Here is a 24,984-nt window from a genome sequence, read left to right on the forward strand (position 1 = left end):
TCCCGCCCGTCATGTCAGCCCGCTTCCGCCCTCTTCCCGCGCAGGTCGACCTGCCCGCGCTCGAACACGAGATGCTCGGCCGCTGGCGCGACGGCAAGATCTTCGAGCGCTCCGTCGAGCAGAACGCCGGCGGCCCCACGTGGGTCTTCTACGAGGGTCCGCCCACCGCGAACGGCATGCCCGGCGTCCACCACGTCGAGGCCCGCGTCTTCAAGGACGTCTTCCCCCGCTACAAGTCGATGCAGGGCTACAGCGTGCCGCGCAAGGCCGGCTGGGACTGCCACGGCCTGCCCGTCGAGGTGGCCGTGGAGAAGGAGCTCGGCCTCTCCGGCAAGAAGGACATCGAGTCGTACGGCGTGGCCGAGTTCAACGCCCGGTGCCGCGAGTCGGTGCTGCGGCACGTGGACGCCTTCGAAGAGATGACCGAGCGGATGGGCTACTGGATCGACCTGGCCCAGGCGTACCGCACGATGGACCCCGACTACGTCGAGTCGGTCTGGTGGTCGCTGAAGGTCGTCTTCGACAAGGGCCTGCTGTTCCGCGACTTCCGCATCACCCCCTACTGCCCGCGCTGCGGCACCGGCCTGTCCGACCACGAGCTGGGCCAGCCGGGCGGCTACGAGACCGTCTCCAGCCCGTCGGTCTACGTCCGCATGCCCGCCACCTCCGGCCCGCTGGCCGAGCTCGGCGCCTCGCTGCTGATCTGGACCACCACGCCGTGGACCCTGGTGTCCAACACCGCGGTGGCCGTGCACCCCGACGTCACCTACGTCGCGGCGCGCCCCGCCGGGTCCGACGAGGTGCTGGTGGTGGCCGAGCCGCTGCTGGCCGCCGCCCTGGGCGAGGGGGCCGAGGTGCTGGCCTCCTTCCGGGGCGCCGACCTGGAGCACACCTCCTACTCCCGCCCGTTCGAGCTGGTCGACATCCCCGGCGCCCACTACGTGGTGCTCGGCGACTACGTCACGACCGAGGACGGCACCGGCCTGGTGCACCAGGCCCCGGCGTTCGGCGCCGACGACATGACGATCTGCAAGCGGTACGGCCTGCCGGTGGTCAACCCGATCGGCCCGGACGGCCGTTTCCTCGACACCGTGCCCCTGGTCGGCGGCCGGTTCTTCAAGGACGCCGATGACGAGCTGACCGCCGACCTGGACGCGCGGGGCCTGCTGTACCGCGGCGGCCACTTCGAACACAGCTATCCGCACTGCTGGCGCTGCCACACCGCGCTGCTGTACTACGCGCTGCCCGCCTGGTACATCCGGACCACCGCGATCAAGGACCAGCTCCTCGCCGAGAACGAGAAGACCAACTGGTACCCGGAGACGATCAAGTGGGGCCGCTTCGGCGAGTGGCTGCGCAACAACGTCGACTGGTCGCTGTCGCGGTCGCGCTACTGGGGCACGCCGCTGCCGCTGTGGGTCTGCTCCGCCGACGACTCGCACGTCACGTGCGTGGGCTCCCTGGAGGAGCTGGGCCGGCTGGCGGGCCGGGACGTGTCCGCGCTCGATCCGCACCGCCCCTACGTCGACGACGTCACCCTGCCCTGCCCCGACTGCGGGGCCGAGGCGCGCAGGGTGCCGGACGTGATCGACGCCTGGTACGACTCCGGATCGATGCCGTTCGCCCAGTGGGGCGCCCCGCTGCGCAACGCCGAGATGCTGGATTCGGCGTACCCGGCGCAGTTCATCTGCGAGGCCACCGACCAGACCCGCGGCTGGTTCTACTCCCTGATGGCGGTCGGCACGCTGGTCTTCGGCCGGTCCTCCTACGAGAACGTGCTCTGCCTCGGCCTGATCCTCGCCGAGGACGGCCGCAAGATGAGCAAGCACCTGGGCAACGTGTTGCAGCCGATCCCGTTGATGGACCGGCACGGCGCCGACGCCCTGCGCTGGTACATGGCCTGCGGCGGCTCCCCGTGGGCCGCCCGCCGGATCGGCCACGCGGCCCTGGAGGAGATCGTCCGCAAGGTCCTGCTGACCTACTGGAACACCGCGGCGTTCTTCACCCTGTACGCCGACGCCGAGTCCTGGACGCCGTCGGCGCTCGCCGAGGCCCCCTCCCCCGCCGACCGGCCGCTGATCGACCGCTGGGCGCTGGCCGAGCTGCACCGCACGGTCGCCGAGGTGACGGCGTCGCTGGACGGCTTCGACACCGCCAGGGCCGGACGGCGGCTGGCGGAGTTCCTCGACGACCTGTCCAACTGGTACGTGCGGCGCTCCCGCCGCCGGTTCTGGTCCGGCGACGTCTCGGCGTTCGCCACGCTCTACGAGTGCCTGGAGACCGTGACCCGGCTGATGGCGCCGGTGGCGCCGTTCATCACCGACCACGTCTGGGACGTCCTGCGTGACGACGACGCCCCCGTCTCGGTCCACCTGGCCTCCTGGCCCGCCGCGGACCCGGCGCTGCTGGACGCGGAGCTGTCGGAGCGGATGGCGCTGGTGCGCCGCCTGGTGGAGCTGGGCCGCTCGGCCCGCGCCTCCAGCGGGGTCAGGACCCGTCAGCCGCTCGGCCGGGCGCTGGTGAGCGCCCGCGGCTGGGCCGCCCTCCCGCCGGAGCTGCGCGAGCTGATCGCCGACGAGCTCAACGTGCAGGCGCTGGAGGACCTGTCGGATGTGGAGGCCGACCTGGTCTCCTTCACCGTCAAGCCCAACTTCCGGGCGCTGGGCAAGCGGTTCGGCTCGCAGACCAAGCTGGTGGCCGCGGCCGTCGCCTCCGCCGACGCGACCGGGCTCGCCCATGCGCTCCGCGCTGGTTCCACCGTCACGGTCGAGGCCGCCGGGCTGGGCCCGGTGGAGCTGACCGCCGAGGAGGTCATCGTCACCGAGCAGCCGAAGGCCGGCTGGGCGGTCGAGACGGGCGCCATCGGCACCGGGACCGGCGAGACGGTCGCCCTCGACCTGGCGATCACCGACGAGCTGCGCCGCGCCGGTCTGGTCCGCGAGGTCGTCCGCCTGCTCCAGGACGCCCGCAAGTCGACGGGCCTGTCCATCTCCGACCGGATCGACGTGTGGTGGTCGGCCGCCGACGCCGACCTGGCCGGGGCCCTGCGGGCGCAGGGCTCGGTCGTGGCCGACGAGGTGCTGGCCGTCTCCTTCACCGAGGGGGTCGCCGACGGGCTCGACGTGCACCGCGACGACGACCTCGGGCTGGCGTTCCAGCTCCGCCGTACGGCCTGAGCCCTCCCCGCGGTCCTCTCCTGGAGGGGAGGACCGCCGGGGCGCGGAGAGAAGGCGGAAAGGGCCGCCGGGAGGTCTCCCGGCGGCCCTTTCCGTGTCGTTCGGGCTCAGCCGCGGCCTGCGCGGCAGACCGTGCAGCCGCTCAGCCCGGCCTCCTCGGCCTCGGCCACGGTCATCGTCTCGACGCCGTCGTCGTCTCCGCCCCGGACCAGGGGGCAGGACGGGTCGTGGAAGCGGCGGGTGCCGACGATCACCTTGACGGTCCCGGCGGGCGGCTCGTCCCGGATGGCGGGGAACCCCCGGGGGGCGGTGTCGTCGTCGGAGGTGTCGTCGTCGGAGGTGTCCCCGTCGTCGGCGGCATCGGCGTTCCCGCCGGCGGAGGCGCTTCCGGCGGTACTTCCCGCGGCGGGCTCGCTCCCGGCTTCGGCGGCGCTTCCCGCGGCGGGCCCGCCGCCGGCCGCGGCACCGGCGTCGTCGGAGGCTTCGGCGGCGTCACGGGAAGCGGCGTCACGGGAGACGGCGTCCTCGGCGGTGGCGGCGCTTCCGGCGGGGTCGCCACCGTCCGCGAGGTCGTCACCGTTCGCGGGGTCGTCACCGTCCGCGGGGTCGTCACCGTCCGCGGGGCCGGAGGCGGCCGGGGGGTTCCCGGCGGTGGCCGGTCGCTCCGGGGAGTCGCTCCCGCCGGAGCCGGGAGACCCGGAGGTCTCGGAGTCATGGAGGGCCCCGGGGGCCCCGGAGGTCTCGGGGGTGACGCTCTCGCCCGAGCCGGGGGCCTCGGGAGCCCCGGAGGCGACGATCTCATCGGCGCCGGAGGATTCCGCCGAGGTGGAGTCGGCCGTCGGCCGCGACCCGGCGCGCCCGGGAACGGCCTCGGCCGGCTCCACCGGCTCGGAGTCGCCGGATCCGGGCTCGACGGCCTCGGACTCGGCGGGTTCGGACTCGACGTCCCCGGATCCGGTGTCCGCGGACTCGGCCGGTTCGGGCTCGGCGCCCTCAGGCTCAGCGGAATCAGGCCCGCCGGCCTCCGGCGTCGCGGACACGGGCTCGCCGGCCTCCGGCTTCACGGCCTCGGGCTCAGCGGGGTCGAGCTCCGCGGGCTCGGCGGGTTCGGGCTTCACGAGCTCGAGCTCCGCGAGCTCGGCGGGCTTCGGCTTCGCGGGCTCGGCGGGCGCGGAGCCGGCCGGAGCGGGCTCGGAGGGCGCGGAGCCGGCCGGAGCGGGCTCGGAGGCCGGCCGCCCGGTCACCGGGCCGGCCGTGGTGCGGCTGAACCAGCTCGTGGCGTTGGGATCGTCGGAGGGGGTCTCCGGCGCGGGCCGCGAGGGCCGGGCGGGGGACGGCGGCACGGCCGTCCCCGAGGCGCCGGAAGGCGGACCGGCCTGCGCGTCCGGTGCGGCGGACGCCTGGGCGGCGGGCCGTTTCGCCGGAGCCGGGGACGCCGGCTCGGCGGGTGAGGCCACGGCGGCGGAGGCCGCCGGGGGCTTCGAGGCCACCGGAGACGCCGGGGCCGTCGGCTGGTCGGGAAGGCACGTGGTGCAGGGCGTGAAGCCCTCCTCCCGCGCCTCCTCCTGGGTGAGCTCCTCGTGGTCCCGGCCTGCGAGCTGCCGGCATCCCACGACGTGGTAGCGCCTGCGTCCCGGGATCACCAGGACGATCGCCCCGGCGCCCGGCAGGCCCCGCCTCGCGGAGGGAGCGGCGGGGGCGGTGGCGGCGACCCGGCCCGGCCGAGGCCGAGCCGGGGCGGTCGCCGTCTGCCGCGCCATCGGGTGGGAGACCGGCGTGGCCGGTCGGCCCGGTGGCATGTGCGGCACGGGCGCGGGGCCGGTGGGCGCCGGCTCCCTCGGCTGGAGCGGCGGGGCCGCTCCGGCGCGCCCGCCGCCGGGGAACAGTTCGTGGCGGCGTAACAACGCCCCGATCACCAGGAAGACCGCGGACAGCACACTGATCGCGATCGACCACATGACCAGGAAAGGTTTGGCCAGCACGAATCCCACGATGAGCAGGACGATGGCCGTGAGGACCAGACCGGCGCTGATGAGGATCACAGGGGAACTCCCGGATACGGGTCAGGACGAATGACCCGACACCCTAGCGCCGGTCGTTGTGAGGACCGTCAACGCCCTGGAAGGCACCCGAGTGCTGCGCCTGCTCGCCGCCGAACGGACCGGGGGCGCCCTGCATCGGCTGCGGGCCTCCCTGAGCCACGGCGTGGGACATCGCCGGGGGACCGCCCACGATCGGGAACGCGCCACTGCCCTCGCCCGCGACGTTCAGCTCGGCGAGCTGGTTCTCCAGGTAGAGCTTCAGTCGGCTGCGATACTCCCGTTCGAAGCTGCGCAGCTCCTCGACCTTGCGCTCCAGCTCGTCGCGGTTCTGCACCAGCGAGCCCATGGCCTGCCGGTGCCGCTCCTGCGCGTCGCGCTCCAGCGTCTCGGCGCGTGCGCGGGCGTCGCCGATGACCTGCTCGGCCTGGCGGCGGGCCTTGCCGAGGATGTCGTCGGCCTCGCGGCGGGCCCGGGTCACCGTCTCGTCCGCCTCCCGGCGGGCGTCGGCGATGGCCTGGTCGGCCGTCTGCTGGGCCAGCGCGAGCACCCGCGCCGCGGTGTCCATGTTGTCCTCGGCCTGCGGCATGCCCATGGAGACGGGGACGGGCTGCTGGTGCTGGACGGGCTCCGGAGCGCGCATCGGCTCCGGCTGCTGCATCATCATCTCGGGCTTGGGCTCGGCGACGGGAGCCGGTGCCATGGCCATGTTGACGTTGCCGGGCACCTTGCCCCGCAGGCACTCCGCCAGCTTCGCGCGAAGCTCCTCGTTCTCCTGGATGAGGCGGTCCAGCTCGGACTCGACCTCGTCGAGGAAGGCGTCAACCTCTTCCTCGTCGTACCCCGGCCTCAGCCGGGTCGTACTGAACTGCTTGTTCCGCACATCAGCGGGCGTCAGCGGCATTTCGGTCTCCTTGGCGCGCTTGGAGTCTGTCCGGAGGGACGGTACCCGATCAACGAAGCGCGGACACGAGTCGGATCAAGACCAAGACCACAATGAACAGCACTGTGAAGCTTAGGTCAAAGGCCACCGTACCCAACCGGAGTGGTGGAATGAAACGGCGGAGGAACTTGAGAGGCGGGTCGGTGACCGTGTATACGGCCTCCGCCAGGACGAGTACGGCCCCGGTGGGCCGCCACTGGTGCGCGAACGCCTGCACCGTCTCAAAGATCATTCTGCCGATCAGCAGAACCAGATAGAGAGAGAGGACGATGACCAAGATCTCGCTAACGATCCCCAAGGTCCACCCTCGTCTCTGATCCGTTCCGCCGCCTCCGGTCTTGTGTGGACCTGTCCGGCCGGTCACTGTTCATGGTGGAACTCTAGCTCTGGTTGAAGAACCCGCGTTCCGCGATTCGGGCCTTGTCCTCGGCGGTCACCTCGACATTGGCAGGGGACAACAGGAACACCTTGTTGGTAACACGTTCAATGCTGCCATGTAGGCCAAAGACCAGACCTGCCGCGAAATCCACAAGCCTCTTGGCGTCGCTGTCAACCATCTCGGTCAGATTCATGATGACCGGGGTGCCGTCGCGGAAATGCTCCCCGATTGTCCGGGCCTCGTTGTAGGTGCGCGGATGAAGCGTGGTGATGCGCGCCAGATCGGTCGTACGGCGCTCGATGACAGCCGTCGCGGGCCTCGGGGCGGGCACCCCGGAATCGGCGTCGTCCTCGCGGTCGTGGACCGCTCCGGGACGCTCCTCCGCCGTCCGCCGCGAGTCGTCGAACTCCTCGTAGTCCTCGTCGGAATAGCTGTCGTATCTGTCGTAGCGGTCGTCCTCCACAAGACCGAGGTAGACCGCCATCTTGCGCATCGCGCCGGACATCGCTGCTTCTTCCTCCGTCTTACTTCGCTTCGCCTGGGGCGGTAGCCGCACCCCCTTGGAGCTCACCACCGATCGACCTCTATCCGGGTACGCGGACGCCAAGGTCCACTTGAAGGGACATTACCTGACCAAGGGCTTCCGGCGACCGAGCAACGCCGTACCGACACGCAGGTGTGTCGCACCGTTGGCGATGGCCTCCGCCATGTCGCCGCTCATCCCCGCCGATATGACGTCCGCGCCCGGATGGGCCTCCCGTACGGCCTCCGAGATCTCCCTCAGCCGGGCGAAGGCCCCGGACGGGTCCCCGCCCAGCGGCGCGACCGCCATCACCCCGCCCAGCCTCAGCCCGCCGGCCCCGGCGACCGCGTCGGCGAGCGCCGGCACCTCTTCCGGCCGGGCGCCGCCGCGTGCGGGATCGCCGTCCAGCGCGACCTGCACCAGGCAGGTGACCTCCCGGCCCGCCCGGACCGCCTCCCGGCCCAGCGCGGAGACCAGCCGGAGCCGGTCCACCGAGTGGACGACGTCGGCGTAGGAGACCACCGAGCGGGCCTTGTTGGTCTGCAGCTGGCCGATGAAGTGCCAGGTCAGCTTCAGGTCGGCGCACTCGTGCGCCTTGGCCGAAGCCTCCTGGTCGCGGTTCTCCCCCACGTCGGTCACCCCCAGCCCGGCCAGCAGCCGCACGTCGGAGGCAGGGTAGGTCTTGCTCACCGCGACGAGCGTCAGCTCCCCGCGGTCGCGGCCGGCGGCCCGGCATGCCTCGGCGATGTCCGCCTCGACCCTGGCCAGACCGGCCGCGATCTCTTCACGTCGTGTTGTATCCGTCACTTCTCCGCCGCTCGAACACCGACAAACCGGCGGAACCCATTCTTCCCTGTCACGGCCGGGCATTCCCCGGGCCCCCGGCCGTGAGCAAAGTCACTTCAGGAAGTCGGGGACGTCGAGCTCCTCCTCCTGCTCCTCGAAGACCACCGGACGCCGCCGGGCGGTGTCGGGGACCCGCGCGGAGATGGGCGTGGGAGCGGGCGGCTCGGGCGCCGGACGCGGGATCGACACCGGCGAGGCCGGCGGCTCCTCGGCGCGCGGCGGCTCGGGCTGCTCACCCGGCGCGTGGGCGGGCGCGGCGGGCTGGACCGGGTGGGCCTGCTGGGCCGCCGGGGGCTGCGCGGGCTGGGGCTCGGCCCGGAACTCCGGCTGCGGCGGGGTCGCCGGGCGGGCCGGCGCTGGCGGGTACTCGGCCCTGGGCTCGGCCCGGAACTCCGGCCGCGGCTCGGGACGGGGCTCGGCCTTCACCGTGGGCGCCGCCGGGACCGACGGCCGGGACGGCGGGGTCGCGGCCGGGCGGGCGGGCTGCTGCTGCGGCCGGGCCGCCTGCGGAACGGCCTTGTTCGCCTCCGCGTCGGCCTCGTCGAAGCCGGCCGCGATCACTGTGACGCGGACCTCGTCGCCGAGGGCGTCGTCGATGACCGTGCCGAAGATGATGTTGGCGTCCGGCGCGGCCGCGTTGGAGACGAGCTGGGCGGCCTCGTTGATCTCGAACAGGCCGAGGTCGGAGCCGCCCGCGATCGACAGCAGCACGCCGTGCGCGCCGTCGATGCTGGCCTCCAGCAGCGGGCTGGAGACGGCCATCTCGGCCGCCGCGACCGACCGGTCGTCGCCGCGCGCGTGGCCGATGCCCATGAGCGCCGAGCCCGCGCCGGACATCACGGACTTCACGTCGGCGAAGTCCAGGTTGATCAGGCCGGGCGTGGTGATCAGGTCGGTGATGCCCTGGACACCGGAGAGCAGCACCTGGTCGGCCGCCTTGAAGGCGTCCAGCACGCTCACCTGCCGGTCGGAGATCGACAGCAGCCGGTCGTTCGGGATCACGATGAGCGTGTCGACCTCCTCGCGGAGGGTCTCGATGCCCGCCTCGGCCTGCATCGCCCGGCGCCGGCCCTCGAAGCTGAACGGCCGGGTGACCACACCGATGGTCAGGGCGCCCAGGGACCGCGCGATGTTGGCCACCACCGGGGCTCCGCCGGTGCCGGTACCGCCGCCCTCGCCCGCGGTGACGAAGACCATGTCGGCGCCCTTGAGGACCTCTTCGATCTCCTCACGGTGGTCCTCGGCCGCCTTGCGCCCGACCTCGGGGTTGGCGCCCGCGCCGAGGCCGCGGGTGAGTTCACGCCCCACGTCGAGCTTGACGTCGGCGTCACTCATCAGCAGCGCCTGAGCGTCGGTATTGATGGCGATGAACTCGACGCCCTTGAGTCCCTCCTCGATCATCCGGTTGACGGCGTTGACTCCGCCTCCGCCGATTCCTACAACCTTGATGACCGCGAGGTAGTTCTGCGGTGCTGCCACGACGAGGGGCCTTTCCGCTCGTTGACTTGCAATTTCCCGCGGCACGGGGTCCCGTGCCGTCGCTTTCAAAACCCTCACCCTCAAGTTGAGATTTAGATTTATGTCAACCTGAGGAGTGATACGGACAGTAGGAGTTACGCTCCGGGCGGGTCAACTAACCGGGCCGCAAGCGCGCCCGGCGTGTCGCGCGCTGTCCTTTTCCCGGCGCCCGCGGCGGGGGCGTCACTTCACCGTCACGACCTCGGGGGAGCTCACGTCGTAGGTGGCCGCCCGGCTCCTCAGGAGCGTGGCGAGGATCCGCGCCTTGTCCTCCGAACGGTCCCGCCCGCCCCAGACCACCGCGCGGCCGTCCTTCAGCCGCAGCGAGACGGTCTCGGGCGAGGGCGCGGCCACCTCGGCCACCCGCCGGGCCAGGCTCTCCGGCAGCGCCCCGACCACGGCCAGCGCCGCGGCGGTCGCCGGGTCGCCCGCCCGCGGACGGTCCACCCGCAGCACGGGAAGACCCGGAGGCGCGACGTCCCTGACCTCGATCACCACGCCGTGGCGGTCCACCAGCGCGGCCCGGTCCCCCTCCGGCACCACGGCCGCCGGGCGGCGCTCCACGACCCTGACCGCCAGCGTGCCCGGCCAGTCGCGGCTGACGGAGACCGACTCGACCCGGCGGATCGCGCCCACCCCGGCCCTGACCGCGGCCACGTCCACGGTGGCGAGCGGCCGGCCGGCGGCCACCCCGGTGGCCCGCCGGATCTCCTCCGCGGGCAGGACCGCGTTGCCCGTCACCCGGATCTCCCGCACGCCGAGGACCGGCGAGAAGAACACCAGCCACACGACGCTGCCCACCACGCCCGCGGTCAGCAGGCCGAGGAAGGCCGTGCGCCAGACTCCGTTCAAGAGTCGCTCACCGCTTCCTTCCTCGCTCCGCGGGCCGCTCGTCCCTCACGAACCACTCCGCTCCCGCGTCGGGCTCGCTCCCTGCTCAAAGGTCGCTCACCGCTCCTCCCCCGCTCCCCCTCGAAGGCCGTTCACCGTGCGGACAGCTCCGCCACGATCCGCGGGCCCAGCTCGGTCACGTCGCCCGCCCCCATGGTGAGCACGATGTCGCCGGCCCTGGCCCGCTCCGCCACCAGGGCCGGGACGCTCTCCCGCTGCGGCGCGTAGCTCACCCGCTCCCCCGGGAGCGGCACCTTGCCCGCGACCAGCGCCCCGGAGACGCCCGGCTCGGGGTCCTCGCGCGCGCCGTAGACGTCCAGGACGACCACCTCGTCGGCCAGGGCGAGGGCCGCTCCGAAGTCGTCGGCGAAGAACCGCGTCCGGGAGTACAGGTGCGGCTGGAAGACCGCGATGACCCTGCCGGAGCCGGAGAAGGACGCCACCACGTCCCGGGCCGCGCGCAGGTCGGCCGCCAGCTCGGTCGGATGATGGGCGTAGCTGTCGAAGACCGCGACCCCGCCGGCCTCGCCCTTGGCCTCGAACCGGCGCTTGGCGCCGGTGAAGGCGGCCAGGCCGTCGCGGATGTCGCCGAAGGAGACGCCCAGCTCGGCCGCGACGGCGATGACCGCGGCGGCGTTGAGGGCGTTGTGCCGGCCGGGTACGGCCAGCCTGACCAGGCCCAGGCCGCCGACCGTGAAGGTGACGCCCAGGCCGTCCGGGGTGATGTCGCTCACCCTCAGGTCGGCGTCGCCGGCCTCGCCGTACGTGACGACCTTCAGGCCGCGGGCGCGGGCCGGCGCCACGAGGGCCGCGGAGCCGGGGTCGTCGGCGCAGAGCACCATGGTCCGGCCGACCCGCTCGACGAAGCGGGCGAAGCTGTCGTAGACCGCGCGGGGGTCGCCGTAGTTGTCCAGGTGGTCGGGCTCCACGTTGGTCACCACGGCGATCTCCGGGGCCAGCATCAGGAAGGAGCCGTCGCTCTCGTCGGCCTCGGCGACGAAGACGTCCCCGGCGCCCTCGTCGGCGCCCAGCCCGGTGGTCACCAGCTGCCCGCCGACGCAGTAGGACGGGTCGGCGCCGCACTTCTGCAGCGCCACCGTCAGCATCGACGTGGTGGTGGTCTTGCCATGGGTGCCCGCCAGGGCGACGCCCGTCCGGCCCGCCATGACCGAGGCCAGCGCGGCGGCCCGCGGGATCACCCGCAGCCCCTGGCGCAGCGCCTCGCCCAGCTCCGGGTTGGAGTCGCGGATCGCGGTGGAGACCACGACCGTGTCGACGTTCTGGACGTGCGAGGCGGCGTGACCGATGTGGATCCTCGCCCCCAGCCCCCGCAGCTCGTTGACCAGCTCGGAACCGCGGGAGTCGCTGCCGGAGACCCGCACGCCGCGCTTGAGCAGGATGCGGGCGATGCCGGACATGCCGGAACCGCCGATCCCGATGAAGTGGACCCGCCCCAGGTCTTCGGCCGCGACCGGATCCACCAACTTGACCAGGCTCATCGGCCGTTCACCATTCCCCGTTTCCCGTTCATCGGTCGCTCACCGCTCCCGCTCGCTCCCCGCTCAAGGTCGCTCACCACTCCTCGCTCGCTCCGCGGGCCGCTCGTCCCTCACGGACCACTCCGCTCCCTCGTCGGGTTCGCTCCCCTTTCACGCCACGCCCCGCGCGATCCGCAGCACCCGGTGGGCCAGCGCCGCGTCGGCGTCCTTGCGGCCCATCCGGGAGGCGGCCTCCGACATGGCGACCACCCGCTCCGGGTCGGACAGCACGGGCAGCACGTTGCGGACGATCCACTCCGCGCTCAGCTCGGCGTCGTCGACCAGCATGCCGCCCCCGGCCCTCGCGATCGGCTCGGCGTTGAGCCGCTGCTCCCCGTTGCCGTGCGGGAGCGGGACGTACGCCGCGGGCAGGCCCACCGCGGTCAGCTCGGCGCAGGTGATGGCGCCGCCGCGGCACAGTGCGAAGTCGGCGGCGGCGTAGGCGAGGTCCATCCGGTCGACGTACTGCAGCACGACGTACTGGGGGTCGCCGGGCGGCGGCTCCTCCTCCAGCGTGTTCTTCGGGCCGATGATGTGCAGCACCTGGATCCCGGCCCGGCGCAGCGCCGGGGCCGCGGCCAGGGCCGCCTGGTTGATCGAGCGCGCCCCCTGGGAGCCGCCGGTGACCAGCAGCGTCGGCAGGTCGGCCTCCAGGCCGAACCAGGAGCGCGCCTTGTCGCCCATGGACAGCCGGTCCAGCGAGGTGATCTCGCGGCGGAGCGGGATCCCGATGTGCTCGGCGCCGGACAGCGGCGTGTCCTGCTGGCCGATGAACACGTGGTCGGTCAGCCGCGCGCCCAGCCGGTTGGCCAGGCCGGGCCGCGGGTTGGCCTCGTGCACCACGATCGGCACGCCGCGGCGGCGCGCCCCGAGGTAGGCGGGGGTCGCGACGTAGCCGCCGAACCCGACGAGGACATCGGCCCGGACCCGCTCCATGATGCCCGCCGCGGCGCTGATCGCCCCCGCCAGACGGCCGGGAACGGTCAGCAGCTGCGGGGTGAGCGACCGGGGCAGCGGTACGGCGGGCACGAGCTCCAGCTCGTACCCCCGGGCCGGGACCAGCCGTGTCTCCAGGCCGCGTTCGGTGCCGAGGCAGGTGATCCCGATGCCGGGATCGAGTTGGCGCAGCGCGTCGGCCAGGGCCAGCGCCGGTTCGATGTGACCGGCCGTCCCGCCGCCGGCGAGGACCACCCTCATGTCGGTCCTTTCCCCTGTCGTCTTCCGTCTGCCGGCCGCCGTCCGCGGGCCGGGCCACCCAGGCCAAGCCAGCTTAGGCCCCGCGCCACCGGTCCCGGGCCACGCGCGGCCAGGGCCTGCCGCGCGCCGGGTTCCTGTTTGGCGAAGCTCAGCAGCATCCCGAGCGCGGCCAGCGTGGGCAACAGCGCCGACCCGCCGTAGGAGACCAGCGGCAGCGGGATGCCGGTGATGGGCACCACGCCGATCACCGCGCCGATGTTGACGATCGCCTGCCCGGCGATCCAGGCGACGGTGGCGGCCGCGGCGAGCCGGACGAAGGTGTCCCTCACCCGGACGGCGACCCGCAGCCCGGCGTAGCCGAGCAGCCCGAAGAGGGCCACCACCACCAGGGTGCCCATCAGGCCGAGCTCCTCGCCGATGATCGAGAAGATGAAGTCGCTCTCGGCGTGCGGGATCCAGCTCCACTTCTGCCGGCTGGAGCCCAGCCCCAGCCCGAACCAGCCGCCGCTGCCCATCGCGATCTGCCCCTGGACGGCCTGGTAGCCCTCGTTCTGGGCGTACTTCCACGGGTCCAGCCACGCCTGGACCCGGTCCAGGCGGTACCCCTCGGTACTGATCATGACGACGGCCGCCAGCACCGCGACGGCCATGATGCCGCCGAACAGCCGCAGCGGCGCCCCGACCACCCACAGCAGGGACAGGAAGATCAGCATCAGCACGATCGTGGTGCCGAGGTCGCTGCCCAGCATGACCAGCAGGGAGAGGATGACCGCGCCGGGCATGAGCGGGATGAACAGGTGCCGCCACTCGATCGTCCCGGCGCGCGCCCGGCGCGCCAGCAGGTCGGCCCCCCACAGCATCAGCCCCAGCTTGGCCGGCTCGGAGGGCTGGATGGTCAGCGGGCCGATGTAGATCCAGCGCTGCGCCCCGAGCTCCGCCCGGCCGATGAACAGCACCAGCACCAGGCCGAGGATGGACAGGACCATCATCGGGTATCCGGCCAGCCGGAAGAACCGCGCGGGCAGGCGGGAGCACAGCCACATCAGCGGCAGGCCGAGCGCGACCGAGATCGACTGCTTGAGGAACCAGTAGAACGGGCTCATGTCCTTCTGCAGCGCCTCGATGCTGGAGGCCGACAGCACCATCATCAGGCCGAGGGCCAGCAGCAGCGCGCAGCACCCGAGGATCAGGTAGTAGGAGGTCAGCGGCCGGTTGAGCAGTTCGCGGAAGGCGGTCAGCCGCTCGCGCGCCTCGTTCCCGCGCCGGGCGTCCGCCGGGCCCCCGGCCTCCGTCGCGCGGCCCCCGCCGTCCCGCTCCCCCACGGCCCCCGACGGGACCGCCGGAGCCGCGGGGACCGCCGCGGCGCGCCCGCCCGCGGAACCCGCCGTCGCGGTCGCGGCACGTCCGGCGGCCCCGGCGGGCCGCCCGTCGCGCGCGCTCACGCCCGCTCCCCTTCGCCCGTCTCCGCGAGCCGGTGTACGGCCCGCGCGAACGCCTCCCCTCGCGCTGGGTAGCCGGCGAACATGTCGAGGGAGGCTCCTGCGGGGGCGAGCAGCACGGTGTCCCCGGGGGAGGCGAGCCGGGCGGCTTCGGTGACGACGCGATCCATGACCCCAGTGTCTTGCCCCGCCACCTCCACCACCGGGACATTCTCGGCGTGTCGCGCCAGAGCCTGACGGATCCGCTCGCGGTCGGCGCCCAGCAGCACCGCGCCGCGCAGCCTCGGCGCGGCCCGCCGTACCAGGTCGTCGACGTCGGCTCCCTTGAGCTGCCCGCCGGCGACCCAGACGATCGAGGGGTAGGCGGCGAGCGAGGCGGCCGCGGCGTGCGGGTTGGTGGCCTTGGAGTCGTCGACGTAGTCGACGCCGCCCACGCACGCGACGTGCGCGATGCGGTGCGGGTCGGGGACGAAGTCGGCCAGGCCGCGCCGTACGGCCTCCGGGGGCACCCCGTAGGAGCGGGCCATGGTCGCGGCGGCGAGCGCGTTGGCGACGTTGTGCGGCGCGAACGGCCGGATGTCGGCGAAGCCCGCCAGCTCGGCGGCCTCGCGCACCGGGTCGTCGGTGAACGCCCGGTCCACCAGCAGGTCCTCGACCACGCCGACCTGTCCGGGACGCGGCACGTCGAGCGTGAAGCCGACGACGCGGGCGGCCCCGCCCGCGTACGGCCCGGCCAGGCGGGCCGCCTGCTCGTCGCCGGCGTTGAAGACCACCGTGCCGGCCCGCTCGAAGATCCGCCCCTTGTCCCGGGCGTACGCCTCCAGGGAGCCGTGCCAGTCGAGGTGGTCGGGCGCCACGTTGAGCACGGCGGCGGTGTGCGGGGCCAGGCCGGGCGAGCGGTGCAGCTGGAAGCTGGACAGCTCCACGGCCAGCACGTCCCAGGGCCCGCCGACGGCCTCCACGACGGGGGTGCCGACGTTCCCGGCGGCGAGCGCGCGGTGCCCGGCGGCGGACAGCATGGCGGCGAGCATCCGCACCACGGTGGTCTTGCCGTTGGTGCCGGTCAGCGCGAGCCACGGCGCCGCGCCGGCCGGGCGCAGCCGCCAGCCGAGCTCGACCTCGCTGATCACCTCGATCCCGGCCTCCGCGGCGGCGGCCATCACGGGGTGACGCGGCGGCCAGCCGGTGGTGACGACCAGGGAGGCGCCGGCGGGCAACCCGGCGGACTCGCCGAACCGGACCTCGACCCCCAGTACGGCCAGTTCCGCGGCGGCGGCCCGGGCTCCCTCGGTGTCGCGGCCCTCAAGGACGACGACCTTCGCGCCCCGCCCGGCCAGCACGCGGGCGGCGGCGGTGCCGGAGACGCCGAGCCCGGCGACCACGACCGTGCCCCCGGCGCCCCCGGCGCCCGTGAGGTCCGAGGTCGTCACGGCTTGGGCATCCATTCGACGTAGAACAACCCGAGGCCGGCGGCGGCGCACAGGGCGGCGATCAGCCAGAAGCGGACCACGATGGTCGTCTCGGCCCAGCCCGACAGCTCGAAGTGGTGCTGGAGCGGCGCCATCCGGAAGACCCGTTTGCCGGTCATCTTGAAGAACCCGACCTGGATGATCACCGACATCGTGATGACCACGCACATGCCGGCCAGGATGATCAGCAGGCCCTGGGTGCGGGTGGTGATGGCCAGGCCCGCGATCACGCCGCCCAGGGCCAGCGAGCCGGTGTCGCCCATGAAGATCTTGGCGGGCGGGGCGTTCCACCACAGGAAGCCGACCAGCGCGCCGAGCACGGCGGCGGCGACCACGGCCAGGTCGAGCGGGTCGCGGACCCAGTAGCAGTTGGGGCTGAGCTGGACCGTGCAGCTGTTGCGCAGCTGCCAGTTGCCGATCAGCACGTAGGAGGCGAGCACCACGCCGGTCGCGCCGCTGGCCAGGCCGTCGAGGCCGTCGGTGAGGTTCACCGCGTTGGAGAAGCCCACGATCATGATGAGCACCCAGATCGTGAACCCGATGATGCCGATGGAGGGGCCGAAGTCCCGCAGGAACGACAGCCGGGTCTCGGCGGGGGTGATGAGGTAGGCGTTGGGGAAGCGGGTCACCAGGACCGCGAAGACCGCGCCGACGACGAGCTGGCCCAGCGCCTTGGCGCCGCTGCGCAGGCCCAGGCTGCGCTGCTTGTAGATCTTGATGAAGTCGTCGAGGAAGCCGACCATGCCCAGGCCGGTCATCAGGAACAGCACCAGCAGCGCCGAGACGGTGGGCTGGGTCCAGGCGACCAGGTGGGCGCAGGCGAACCCGATCAGCGCCGCGATCACGATCACGGTGCCGCCCATGGTGGGGGTGCCGCGCTTGTCGTGGTGACCGGAGGGGCCCTCCTCCCGGATGCTCTGGCCGTAGCCGCGCCGGGAGAACAGACGGATCGCCAGCGGCGTGCCGAACATGGACAGCAGCAGGCTGACCGCCGCCGCGATGAGGATCTCCCTCATCGGCGTTCACCCCCGAGCAGGGCCTCGGCCACCCGTTCCAGGCCGGCCACCCGCGAGCCCTTGACCAGCACCACGTCGCCGGGCGCGAGGATCGCGGAGACCTCGGCGACGGCCGTCTCGACGTCGGGGACGTGCGTTATCCGGGGGACGTGGCCGCCCGCGGCACGGGCCTCCTCCGCGGCGGCCCCGGCCCCGGCCAGGACCGGCTCGGCGTCGGCGCCGACGACGAACAGCGCTTGGAGGCCCGCGGCGACGGCCGTACGGCCCACACCCTCGTTCAGCTCGGCGCCGTGCTCGCCCAGCTCGCTCGGGGAGGCGATGACCGCGAGGCGGCGCCGGCCCCCGGCGATGGAGCCGAGGGCGCCGAACGCGGCGCGCATGGACTCGGGGTTGGCGTTGTAGGCGTCGTTGATCACGGTGACGCCGTCGGCCCGGTCGGTGACCTCCATCCGCCAGCGGCTGCGGGGCTCGGCCTCCGACAGCTCCTCGGCGATGGTGGCGACCGGCAGCCCCAGCTCGTAGGCGGCGGCCGCCGCGGCGAGCGCGTTGTCCACGGCGTGCTCGCCGTACAGGCGCAGGGAGACCGGCGCGGCCCCGGAGGGGGTGCGAAGCGTGAAGGAGGCGCGACCGCGCCCGTCGAGGACGACGCCCTCGGCCCGCACCGTGGCGCTCTCGCCGCGGCCGTACCAGGTGACGCGGGCGCGGGTCCGGTCGGCCATCGCGGCCACCAGCGGGTCGTCGGCGTTCAGTACGGCGACGCCGTCGGCGGGCAGCGCCTCGACCAGCTCGCCCTTGGCCCTGGCGATGGCGTCCCGGCCGCCGAAGACCCCGATGTGCGCGCTGCCGACGTTGAGGACCACGCCGATCTTCGGCGGGGCGATCTTCGCGAGGTGGGCGATGTGCCCGACCCCGCGGGCGCTGAGCTCCAGCACCAGGTAGCGGGTGCCCTCGTCGGCCCGCAGCACGGTCAGGGGGTGGCCGATCTCGTTGTTGTACGAGCCGACCGGCGCGACCGTGGGGCCGATCCGCGCGGTGAGGCGGGCCAGCAGGTCCTTGGTGGTGGTCTTGCCCGCCGACCCCGTCACGCCGATGACCGTGGCGGCCGGCAGCGCGGCGCAGACCGCCGTGGCCAGGTCGGCCAGGGCCCCGACGACGTCGCCGACGACGACCGCGGGGGCCTCGACGGGCCGGGAGGCCAGCACGGCGACGGCGCCCGCCTCCACGGCGGCCGCGGCGAAGTCGTGCCCGTCGGACCGCTCGCCCTTGACGGCGACGAACAGCGACCCCGGCTCGACGGCCCGGGAGTCCACGACGACCGGGCCGCGCACGACCGCGCGGGGGTCGGCCATGCCCGCGAGGGCGCCCGAGGTGATCTCGGCGATCCTGCCCAGCGGCAACGGGATCATGATGAGGCTTCCTTACTCTCCATACACGCCTGACGCCCGGTACGGCTCCGCCGCCTGCCGATCGCGTCGGCCACCACTTGCCTGTCATCGAACGGGAGGACCCGGTCGCCGACGTACTGGCCCTGCTCGTGCCCCTTGCCGGCCACGACGACCACGTCGCCGGGGCCCGCGCGGCCGATCGCCAGATCGACGGCCGCGGCCCGGTCCGGCTCAATGATCACATGAGCCCGCTCCTCCTCGGGCACGCCGAGGACCCCGTCCATCATCTCGGCCAGGATCCGCAGGGGGTCCTCCGAGCGGGGGTTGTCGCTGGTGAGGATGGCGACGTCGGCCAGCCGGGCGGCGGCGGCGCCCATCAGGGGGCGCTTGCCGCGGTCGCGGTCGCCGCCGCAGCCCAGCACGACGGTCAGCCGGCCCCCGGTGACCTCGCGCAGCGAGCGCAGCACCGACTCCACCGCCCCGGGCTTGTGGGAGTAGTCCACGATGGCCTCGAAGCCGTCGGCGCCCGGCACCCGCTCCATCCTGCCGGGCACCCCGGCCAGCGTGCCGATCCCGGCCACCGCGGCGCGCAGCGGCACCCCCGCCTCCACCAGGGCGACGATCGCGCCGAGGGCGTTGGCGACGTTGAACGGGCCGGGCAGCGCCACCGTGGCGTCCTCCTCGACGCCTCCGGGGCCCACCACGCGGAAGGAGCTGCCGTCGCCGCCGAGGCGCACGTCGGCGGCGCGCCAGTCGGCCTCCGGGGCCCCCTGGGCGGAGAAGGCGGTCATCGGGATCTTCGCCGTGCCGAGGAGCTCGCGGCCGTGGGCGTCGTCGATGTTGACGACCCCGGCGCGGCTCATCTCGGGGGTGAACAGCCTGGCCTTCGCGGCGAAGTAGTCGTCGAGGTCGCGGTGGAAGTCGAGGTGGTCCTGCGACAGGTTGGTGAACAGCGCGACGTCGTAGAAGAGCCCGTCGACGCGGCCGAGGGCCAGCGCGTGGCTGGAGACCTCCATCGCGGCGGCGGTGACGCCCCGCTCGCGCATGAGGGCGAACAGGCCGTGCAGGTCGCTGGCCTCCGGGGTGGTCAGCGTGGACTCCAGGCGCAGGTCGCCCACGCGGATCTCCACGCCGCCGACCAGGCCGGTGGTGTGCCCGGCGGCCCGCAGCCCGGCCTCCAGCAGGAAGGTGCTGGTGGACTTGCCGCTGGTGCCGGTGACGCCGATGAGCGTGACGGCGGCGGCGGGCGCGCCGTACACCCAGGAGGAGACCTGGCCGAGCACGGCCCGCGGGTCCGGCACGACGAGGACCGGCAGGCCGGTCGCGACCGCCGCCTCCCGGCCCGCCTGGTCGGTCAGGATCGCGGCGGCGCCGGCGGCGAGCGCCTGGGCGCAGAAGTCCGCGCCGTGGACCGTGGCGCCCGGCAGCGCGACGTAGAGGTCTCCGCGCCGCACCCGGCGGGAGTCGATGGTGACCCCGGACACCGCGGCGAGCGGAGCCCGCGACGTGCCGGAGGGCGCGCCGAGCAGGCTCGCCAGCCCCGACAACGGCCGGGGCGAACTGTTTGAGGGTCGCATGGACGACGGGGGACGCACGGCGAGAGCGTACCTTCCCTCGTCAGCGGCCGGTGCGGATCGGCACCGAGGCCGGCGGCCTGGTCGCGGTGGGCGGGATCTTCTGGCTCTTCAACGCGAACGTCATCACTTTCTTGAATACCGGGGCTGCGACCTCTCCACCGTAGTGGGCTTTCTGAGGATCTTGGACGACCGCCAGGACCACCAGGCGGGGCGCGTCCGCCGGGGCGAAGCCGACGAACGTCGAGGTGTACCCGCAGTATCCCCGGCACTCGGCGTCGTAGCGCATCGCGGTGCCGGTCTTGCCCGCCACCCGGTAGCCGTCGATGGCGGCCAGGTTGCCGGTGCCCTCGGCGCCGACGGCGGCCTCCAGCATCCCGGCGACGTCCGCGGCGGTGCGCTCGCCGATCACCCGCGTCCGCGCGCCGGGCGCGGCCGGGGTGAGGACGCCCCGCTCGTCGGTGGTGCCGGCCACGATCCTCGGGGCGACGCGCACGCCGCCGTTGGCGATGGTCTGGTAGACGCTGGCCGTCTGCAGCGCGGTGACCGAGACGCCCTGGCCGTAGGCGATCGTGCAGCGCTGGCTGCCCGACCAGTTCCGCCAGTCGGGCAGCAGGCCGGCCTCCTCGCGGTACAGGCCGCTGCCCGGCTTGGCGCCGAACCCGAAGCGCCGCATCATCTCGTACAGCCGCTGGTCGCCGATCTTCTGCGCGGCCATGATCGTCCCGACGTTGCTGGAGGTCGCGACCACGCCGGAGAAGGTCAGCCGCTCCACGGGGTGCGGGTGGGAGTCGCGCAGCACCTGGTCGGCGCAGCGGATGTTGTCCGGGACCCGCATGGCGGTCTCCGGCCGCAGCGCGCCCGACTCCAGGGCGGCCGCCGCGGTGATGACCTTGTTGGTGCTGCCCGGCTCGAACACGTCGGTCACGGCGCGGTTGACCCAGTCCTCGGGGGAGGTCCGCCGCCAGTCGTTCAGGTCGAGTTCGGGGGCGTTGGCCATGGCGTACACGCGGCCGTCGCGGACGTCCATCACGATGACGGTGCCGGTGCGCGCGCCGGTGGCCTTCACCTCGTCGGCGATCGCCTTCTGGGCGGCCCACTGGATGTCGCGGTCGATGGTGAGCCGGACGTCCCTGCCCTCGACGGGCGCCTTGACCGTGCTGCGGGTCATCGGGATGCGCTGCCCGGCGCGGCCGGTCTCGATGATCTGCTCGCCGTCGCGGCCGGCGAGCAGGGTGTCGTAGGTGCTCTCCAGCCCGCTCAGGCCGTTCCCGTCGTCGCCGACGAAGCCGATGAGGGTCCCGGCGAGGTCGCCGCCGGGGTAGTCGCGGACGTACCGGCTCCTGGTGCCGAGTCCCTCCAGCTTGAGCTTCGGGGCCCGCTGCATGATCCGCTCGGCCACGGACGGCTCCACGGCGGCGGCCAGCTTCTGGTAGCGGCTGCCGGGTACGGCGAGCTTGGCCGCGATGTCCTGCTTGGGCTGGTTCAGCTCCGCGGCGAGGAAGGCGGCCATCTGGTCGCGCAGGGCCGGCTTGACCTGTGAGGGGTCGACGTAGACCTCACGGGCCTCCCGGGTCAGCGCGAGCTCGTGCCCGGCCGAGTCGGTGATGGAGCCGCGGCGGGCGGTCAGCTTCTCGCCCTGGACCCGCTGCTTGGCCGCCTCGGCGGCGTAGACCTTGGAGTCGAGGCCCTGGAGCTGGATGAGCCGCCCGGCGAAGATGGACAGCACGAAGGTCATCGCGATCAGGCCGACGCTGATCCGCCGGCCGGGGTTGCCCAGGCGCAGCACCGCGGGCGGCCGGGCGGGCGGCCTGGGGGGCCTGCCGCCGCCTCCCTTCTCGCCGCCGCCCTTTCCGCCGCCTCCGTTCCCGCCGGCCGGGGGGGCGGTCCGGGGCGGGCGCGCCTGGTCGCCGGGCGGACGGACGCGCGGCCGGCCCGCCGGGCCCGCCGGCTCCTCGGGGCGCGGGGAGCGGCCCGGCCTGCGGGGCGCGTCGGGGCCCGGCGGGCGGCCGGGCCGGCCCGTCGCACCCGCGGGGGCGGGCCTGCCGGTCGCGGGACGGCCGGACGCCGGGTGCCTGGCGGAGGACTTCGCGGAGGCGGAAGGCTTGTTCGCGGAGGCGGAAGGCCTGGAGGAGGCGGAGGGGCCGGAGGAGGCGGGACCGGGCTTGGCCGCCGGAGACTTCGCGGAGCCGGAGCCGGAGCCGGAGCCTGAGCCGGGCCGTCCGCCGCGGGCGGGGCCGTCCCCGGCGTCGCGGGCGTTCCGGGCCGGCGACCCGGCGCGGGGCCTGCCCGGCGGTACGGCGGAGCCGCCGGTCCGGCCGGCGGAGGCGGATCCGCCCGCGCCACCGGAACGGGCGCCACGGCCCCCTGAATCCTCCCGGCGGTCCGGCCGGCCGGACCCGGAGTCCGGACGCGCGGAACGGCCCGGAGCGGCCTGCGGGCGTGAGGGACGGCCGGAAGCCCCCTCGGAGCGGGGGGGACGGCCGGATGCGCCCTCGGGGCGCGCGGGCCTTCCGGGCGACTGGTCGCGGGAGGACCCGCCGGTCCCGCCACCGCCGGACGCGGAGGATCCGCCCCGGCCGCCGGAGCCGTCCTGCTCGGGGCGGCCCCGGCCGGACGTCCCCCGGGGGGCGTCCGGACCGCCGGAGCCGCCGGGACGGCCCGGCCCCTTCGGGACCCGGCGGCCGGATCCTCCGGCGGGGCCGCCGGAGCCGCCGCGGCCCGGGCCGGAGCCCCGCCCGCCGGTCTCCCTCACCTGCCCGTGCCCTCCACCCGCTCGGGCGCGAAGGGCTCCTGGCCCTGGCCGGCGACCCGGCTGTCGATCGTGTTCATGTCGTCCCAGTCGGGGGCCTGGCCCTGCAGCTCGGCCCGCTTGGCGAGTTCCTCGGGCGTGTCGAGCCGGGCGTTCTCGTTCCTGCGCTCCTCCCCCTGCTGCTTGAGCTTGCTGATGCCCTGGCGCAGCTCGTTGAGCCGGTAGGAGTCCTGGGCGAGGACGACGTTCAGCAGCAGCAGGCTGACCAGCCCGCCGCAGAGGAGACCCACGACGAGCAGCACGAAGGGAGCGCGCGGCGGGCGGGCCTGCCGGGACGGCCGCGCCGTACGGGCGGCGGAGGGCCGGGCGGGCCGGCCCGGAGCGGCCTTGGCGGGCGCGGGCTTGGCGGGCGCGGAGGTCCGGCCCGGCACGGTCCTGGCGGGCTTGGCGGGTTCGACGGTCCGGCTCGGGGCGGGCGCGGCGGGCTTGGCGGGCGCGGTGGCCCCGCGTCCCCGCGGCACGGCGCGGGAGACGCGCCCCGGCCGCGCGGTGCGGACGTCTGTGTCACTCCTCGTCAACTGCCTCACGGATCCTCTCTGCAGCCCGGCACCGGGCGGAGGCCGCCCGCGGGTTGCGGGCCACCTCCTCTTCGCTCGGGAGTTCGGCACCCCTCGTCAGCAGCGCGAACCGCGGCTGGTGGGCCGGCAGCGGGACCGGCAGCCCGGGGGGGCTGGTGTCCCTGGTCCGGGCCGCCAGGACCTGCTTGGTCAGCCGGTCCTCGAGGGAGTGGTAGGCGAGCACCACCACGCGCCCGCCGAGCGTCAGAGCGTCGAGCGCCGCGGGGAGCGCACGTTCCAGCGCCGTCAACTCCGCGTTCACCTCGATCCTCAGTGCCTGGAAGGTCCTCTTGGCGGGGTTGCCCCCGGTCCGTCGCGTGGCGGCGGGGATCGCCGTACGGACGATCTCCGCGAGCCGCTTGGTAGACGTTATGGCCTCGTTGCCCCTTTCTTTGATGATTAGGCGCGCGACACGCGGGGCGAATCGCTCCTCGCCGTAATCCCGCAGGATCCGGATGAGCTCGGCGGCCGGGTACGTGTTCACGACCACCTCGGCCGTCAGCTCTTGGTCGGGATCCATCCGCATGTCCAGGGGCGCGTCATAGGAGTAGGCGAAGCCCCGCCCGGCCTCGTCGAGCTGGGGCGAGGAGACGCCCAGGTCGAACAGGACGGCGTCGACCCGGGGCCGGCCCAGCCGGGCCAGCACCTCGGGCAGTTCGTCGGAGACCGCGCGGACCAGGGTGATCCGGTCGGCGTACGGCGCCAGCCGGGCGGTGGAGCGCTCGATGGCGGCGGGGTCGCGGTCGATGCCGATCAGGTGCAGCGAGGGGTGGGCGGCCAGCAGCGCCTCGGCGTGGCCGCCGAGGCCGAGGTTGGCGTCGACGGCCACCGGGGCGGGACCCGTCAGGGCGGGGGCCAGCAGTTCGAGCACGCGGTCGAGCATCACGGGCACGTGGCCGCCCGGAGACGCGCCGGAGCCCGGAAGATCAGACATGTCGTTTTCAGCGCGCATGAAGCGCAAACCCCCTCTTGCCGCCTCGCTCGCGGATGTGCGGCGACGCTCACCGGTGTTCCTGATGGCCCCCACCACGGGCCGCCCGGCCAGGTCCCCATCCGCACCCGCGTGCCGGCCCGTCACCTGACACCGGGGAAGGTGCATCAGCTGACGGGGGCTTGGTTGCGGGTGGAGACCTCGCCGAACGACATGCTCACCGATGAGTCGACCGTGGAGTCACAAGATCCCTGGCAGCACCTCCTCCGACAGGTCGGAAAAGGCCTGTTCCTGCTTGGCCAGATAGGCGTCCCAGGCACCCGACTCCCAGATCTCCAGGCGGGTGTTGGCGCCGATGACCGCGCAGTCACGGCTCAGGCCGGCGTACTCGCGCAGGGGCTGCGGGACGGTGATCCGGCCCTGCTTGTCGGCGACCTCGTCGGACGCGCTGGCGAAGAAGACACGGCTGTAGTCACGGACCGCCTTGGCGGTCACCGGCGCGGTGCGCAGAGCCTCGGTGATGCGCCTGAACTCCTCTACGGGAAAGACGTAGAGGCAGCGCTCCTGGCCTTTGGTGATCACCAGACCCTCCGCCAGCTCCTCGCGGTACTTCGCCGGCAGGAACAGCCGTCCCTTGTCATCGAGACGCGGATGGTGAGTGCCGAGGAACACCGGCCCCACCTCCCGTGCCTTGCGGAGGGCGAGCCACTTTCGTCCCTGCTCTCCACTGCGCACCACCATACTCCACTTC

19 protein-coding genes are annotated in these 24,984 nt (G+C 73.8%); 1 reads left to right on the plus strand and 18 read right to left on the minus strand.

The annotated features are described in order from the left end of the window. The first annotated feature begins 11 nt into the window (after positions 1-11). Complete coding sequence (ileS, locus tag ACZ6W9_RS05995) at positions 12-3,176, plus strand: isoleucine--tRNA ligase (RefSeq protein WP_470116808.1); 3,165 nt, start codon at positions 12-14, stop codon at positions 3,174-3,176. 107 nt (positions 3,177-3,283) lie between these two features. Here the strand turns inward: ileS and ACZ6W9_RS06000 are convergent, their stop codons facing one another. The 18 genes from ACZ6W9_RS06000 to mraZ form a co-directional block, all read right to left on the minus strand. Then, positions 3,284-5,218, minus strand: coding sequence for a DNA polymerase III subunit gamma/tau domain-containing protein (locus ACZ6W9_RS06000; RefSeq protein WP_470116809.1), 1,935 nt, complete (start codon positions 5,216-5,218; stop codon positions 3,284-3,286). A 43-nt stretch (positions 5,219-5,261) separates the two neighbouring features. Beyond that, positions 5,262-6,119 carry a DivIVA domain-containing protein gene (locus ACZ6W9_RS06005; protein ID WP_362934728.1) on the minus strand — a complete coding sequence of 286 codons (858 nt, stop codon included), beginning with the start codon at positions 6,117-6,119 and terminating at the stop codon, positions 5,262-5,264. 49 nt (positions 6,120-6,168) lie between these two features. Then, positions 6,169-6,456: a YggT family protein gene (locus tag ACZ6W9_RS06010; protein WP_355646174.1), complete on the minus strand. Its 288-nt coding sequence runs from the start codon at positions 6,454-6,456 to the stop codon at positions 6,169-6,171. An 82-nt stretch (positions 6,457-6,538) separates the two neighbouring features. Then, entirely contained in the window at positions 6,539-7,042 is a 504-nt protein-coding gene (locus ACZ6W9_RS06015; RefSeq protein ID WP_362934725.1) for a cell division protein SepF, read from the minus strand. Between the two features lie 120 nt (positions 7,043-7,162). After that, on the minus strand, positions 7,163-7,867 hold the full coding sequence (locus ACZ6W9_RS06020; RefSeq protein ID WP_362934722.1) for a YggS family pyridoxal phosphate-dependent enzyme: 705 nt from the start codon (positions 7,865-7,867) through the stop codon (positions 7,163-7,165). Positions 7,868-7,957: 90 nt separating this feature from the next. Continuing rightward, complete coding sequence (gene ftsZ / locus ACZ6W9_RS06025) at positions 7,958-9,385, minus strand: cell division protein FtsZ (RefSeq protein WP_362934719.1); 1,428 nt, start codon at positions 9,383-9,385, stop codon at positions 7,958-7,960. A gap of 222 nt (positions 9,386-9,607) precedes the next feature. Continuing rightward, positions 9,608-10,276: a cell division protein FtsQ/DivIB gene (locus tag ACZ6W9_RS06030; RefSeq protein ID WP_389954690.1), complete on the minus strand. Its 669-nt coding sequence runs from the start codon at positions 10,274-10,276 to the stop codon at positions 9,608-9,610. Positions 10,277-10,407: 131 nt separating this feature from the next. After that, positions 10,408-11,814 carry a UDP-N-acetylmuramate--L-alanine ligase gene (gene murC, locus ACZ6W9_RS06035; protein WP_389954693.1) on the minus strand — a complete coding sequence of 469 codons (1,407 nt, stop codon included), beginning with the start codon at positions 11,812-11,814 and terminating at the stop codon, positions 10,408-10,410. Between the two features lie 150 nt (positions 11,815-11,964). Then, positions 11,965-13,050 carry an undecaprenyldiphospho-muramoylpentapeptide beta-N-acetylglucosaminyltransferase gene (gene murG / locus ACZ6W9_RS06040; protein ID WP_362934710.1) on the minus strand — a complete coding sequence of 362 codons (1,086 nt, stop codon included), beginning with the start codon at positions 13,048-13,050 and terminating at the stop codon, positions 11,965-11,967. Continuing rightward, entirely contained in the window at positions 13,047-14,492 is a 1,446-nt protein-coding gene (ftsW, locus tag ACZ6W9_RS06045) for a putative lipid II flippase FtsW (RefSeq protein ID WP_470116810.1), read from the minus strand. Before ftsW ends, murG begins: the two co-directional genes overlap by 4 nt. Beyond that, positions 14,489-15,919, minus strand: a complete 1,431-nt coding sequence (gene murD, locus ACZ6W9_RS06050) for a UDP-N-acetylmuramoyl-L-alanine--D-glutamate ligase (protein ID WP_470116811.1) — start codon at positions 15,917-15,919, stop codon at positions 14,489-14,491. Before murD ends, ftsW begins: the two co-directional genes overlap by 4 nt. Beyond that, positions 15,916-16,974: a phospho-N-acetylmuramoyl-pentapeptide-transferase gene (mraY, locus tag ACZ6W9_RS06055; RefSeq protein WP_362934704.1), complete on the minus strand. Its 1,059-nt coding sequence runs from the start codon at positions 16,972-16,974 to the stop codon at positions 15,916-15,918. The genes murD and mraY overlap by 4 nt, the downstream gene beginning before the upstream one ends. Continuing rightward, the gene (locus ACZ6W9_RS06060; protein WP_470116812.1) at positions 16,971-18,380 is read right to left on the minus strand and encodes a UDP-N-acetylmuramoyl-tripeptide--D-alanyl-D-alanine ligase; all 1,410 of its coding nucleotides are present in this window, start codon (positions 18,378-18,380) and stop codon (positions 16,971-16,973) included. The genes mraY and ACZ6W9_RS06060 overlap by 4 nt, the downstream gene beginning before the upstream one ends. Next, on the minus strand, positions 18,377-19,936 hold the full coding sequence (locus ACZ6W9_RS06065; protein ID WP_389954704.1) for a UDP-N-acetylmuramoyl-L-alanyl-D-glutamate--2,6-diaminopimelate ligase: 1,560 nt from the start codon (positions 19,934-19,936) through the stop codon (positions 18,377-18,379). Before ACZ6W9_RS06065 ends, ACZ6W9_RS06060 begins: the two co-directional genes overlap by 4 nt. Positions 19,937-19,976: 40 nt before the next feature. After that, on the minus strand, positions 19,977-21,722 hold the full coding sequence (locus ACZ6W9_RS06070; protein WP_389954707.1) for a peptidoglycan D,D-transpeptidase FtsI family protein: 1,746 nt from the start codon (positions 21,720-21,722) through the stop codon (positions 19,977-19,979). Between the two features lie 962 nt (positions 21,723-22,684). Further along, positions 22,685-23,263, minus strand: a complete 579-nt coding sequence (gene ftsL, locus ACZ6W9_RS06075; protein WP_470116813.1) for a cell division protein FtsL — start codon at positions 23,261-23,263, stop codon at positions 22,685-22,687. Further along, the gene (rsmH, locus tag ACZ6W9_RS06080; RefSeq protein WP_362934689.1) at positions 23,250-24,254 is read right to left on the minus strand and encodes a 16S rRNA (cytosine(1402)-N(4))-methyltransferase RsmH; all 1,005 of its coding nucleotides are present in this window, start codon (positions 24,252-24,254) and stop codon (positions 23,250-23,252) included. The genes ftsL and rsmH overlap by 14 nt, the downstream gene beginning before the upstream one ends. 219 nt (positions 24,255-24,473) lie before the next feature. Next, positions 24,474-24,905: a division/cell wall cluster transcriptional repressor MraZ gene (gene mraZ / locus ACZ6W9_RS06085; protein WP_362934791.1), complete on the minus strand. Its 432-nt coding sequence runs from the start codon at positions 24,903-24,905 to the stop codon at positions 24,474-24,476. Positions 24,906-24,984: the final 79 nt, after the last annotated feature.

It is taken from the genome of Streptosporangium sp. NPDC053982 (assembly GCF_055585205.1).

What these genes read in the sequence shown, in the direction of transcription:
- ileS (WP_470116808.1), top strand. Translation starts at nt 12, where the DNA reads ATGTCAGCCCGCTTCCGCCCTCTTCCCGCGCAGGTCGACCTGCCCGCG.
- ACZ6W9_RS06015 (WP_362934725.1), bottom strand. Translation starts at nt 7,042, where the DNA reads ATGTCCGGCGCGATGCGCAAGATGGCGGTCTACCTCGGTCTTGTGGAG.
- ACZ6W9_RS06060 (WP_470116812.1), bottom strand. Translation starts at nt 18,380, where the DNA reads ATGATCCCGTTGCCGCTGGGCAGGATCGCCGAGATCACCTCGGGCGCC.
- ACZ6W9_RS06065 (WP_389954704.1), bottom strand. Translation starts at nt 19,936, where the DNA reads ATGCGACCCTCAAACAGTTCGCCCCGGCCGTTGTCGGGGCTGGCGAGC.
- mraY (WP_362934704.1), bottom strand. Translation starts at nt 16,974, where the DNA reads ATGAGGGAGATCCTCATCGCGGCGGCGGTCAGCCTGCTGCTGTCCATG.
- ACZ6W9_RS06005 (WP_362934728.1), bottom strand. Translation starts at nt 6,119, where the DNA reads ATGCCGCTGACGCCCGCTGATGTGCGGAACAAGCAGTTCAGTACGACC.
- murG (WP_362934710.1), bottom strand. Translation starts at nt 13,050, where the DNA reads ATGAGGGTGGTCCTCGCCGGCGGCGGGACGGCCGGTCACATCGAACCG.
- rsmH (WP_362934689.1), bottom strand. Translation starts at nt 24,254, where the DNA reads ATGCGCGCTGAAAACGACATGTCTGATCTTCCGGGCTCCGGCGCGTCT.
- murC (WP_389954693.1), bottom strand. Translation starts at nt 11,814, where the DNA reads ATGAGCCTGGTCAAGTTGGTGGATCCGGTCGCGGCCGAAGACCTGGGG.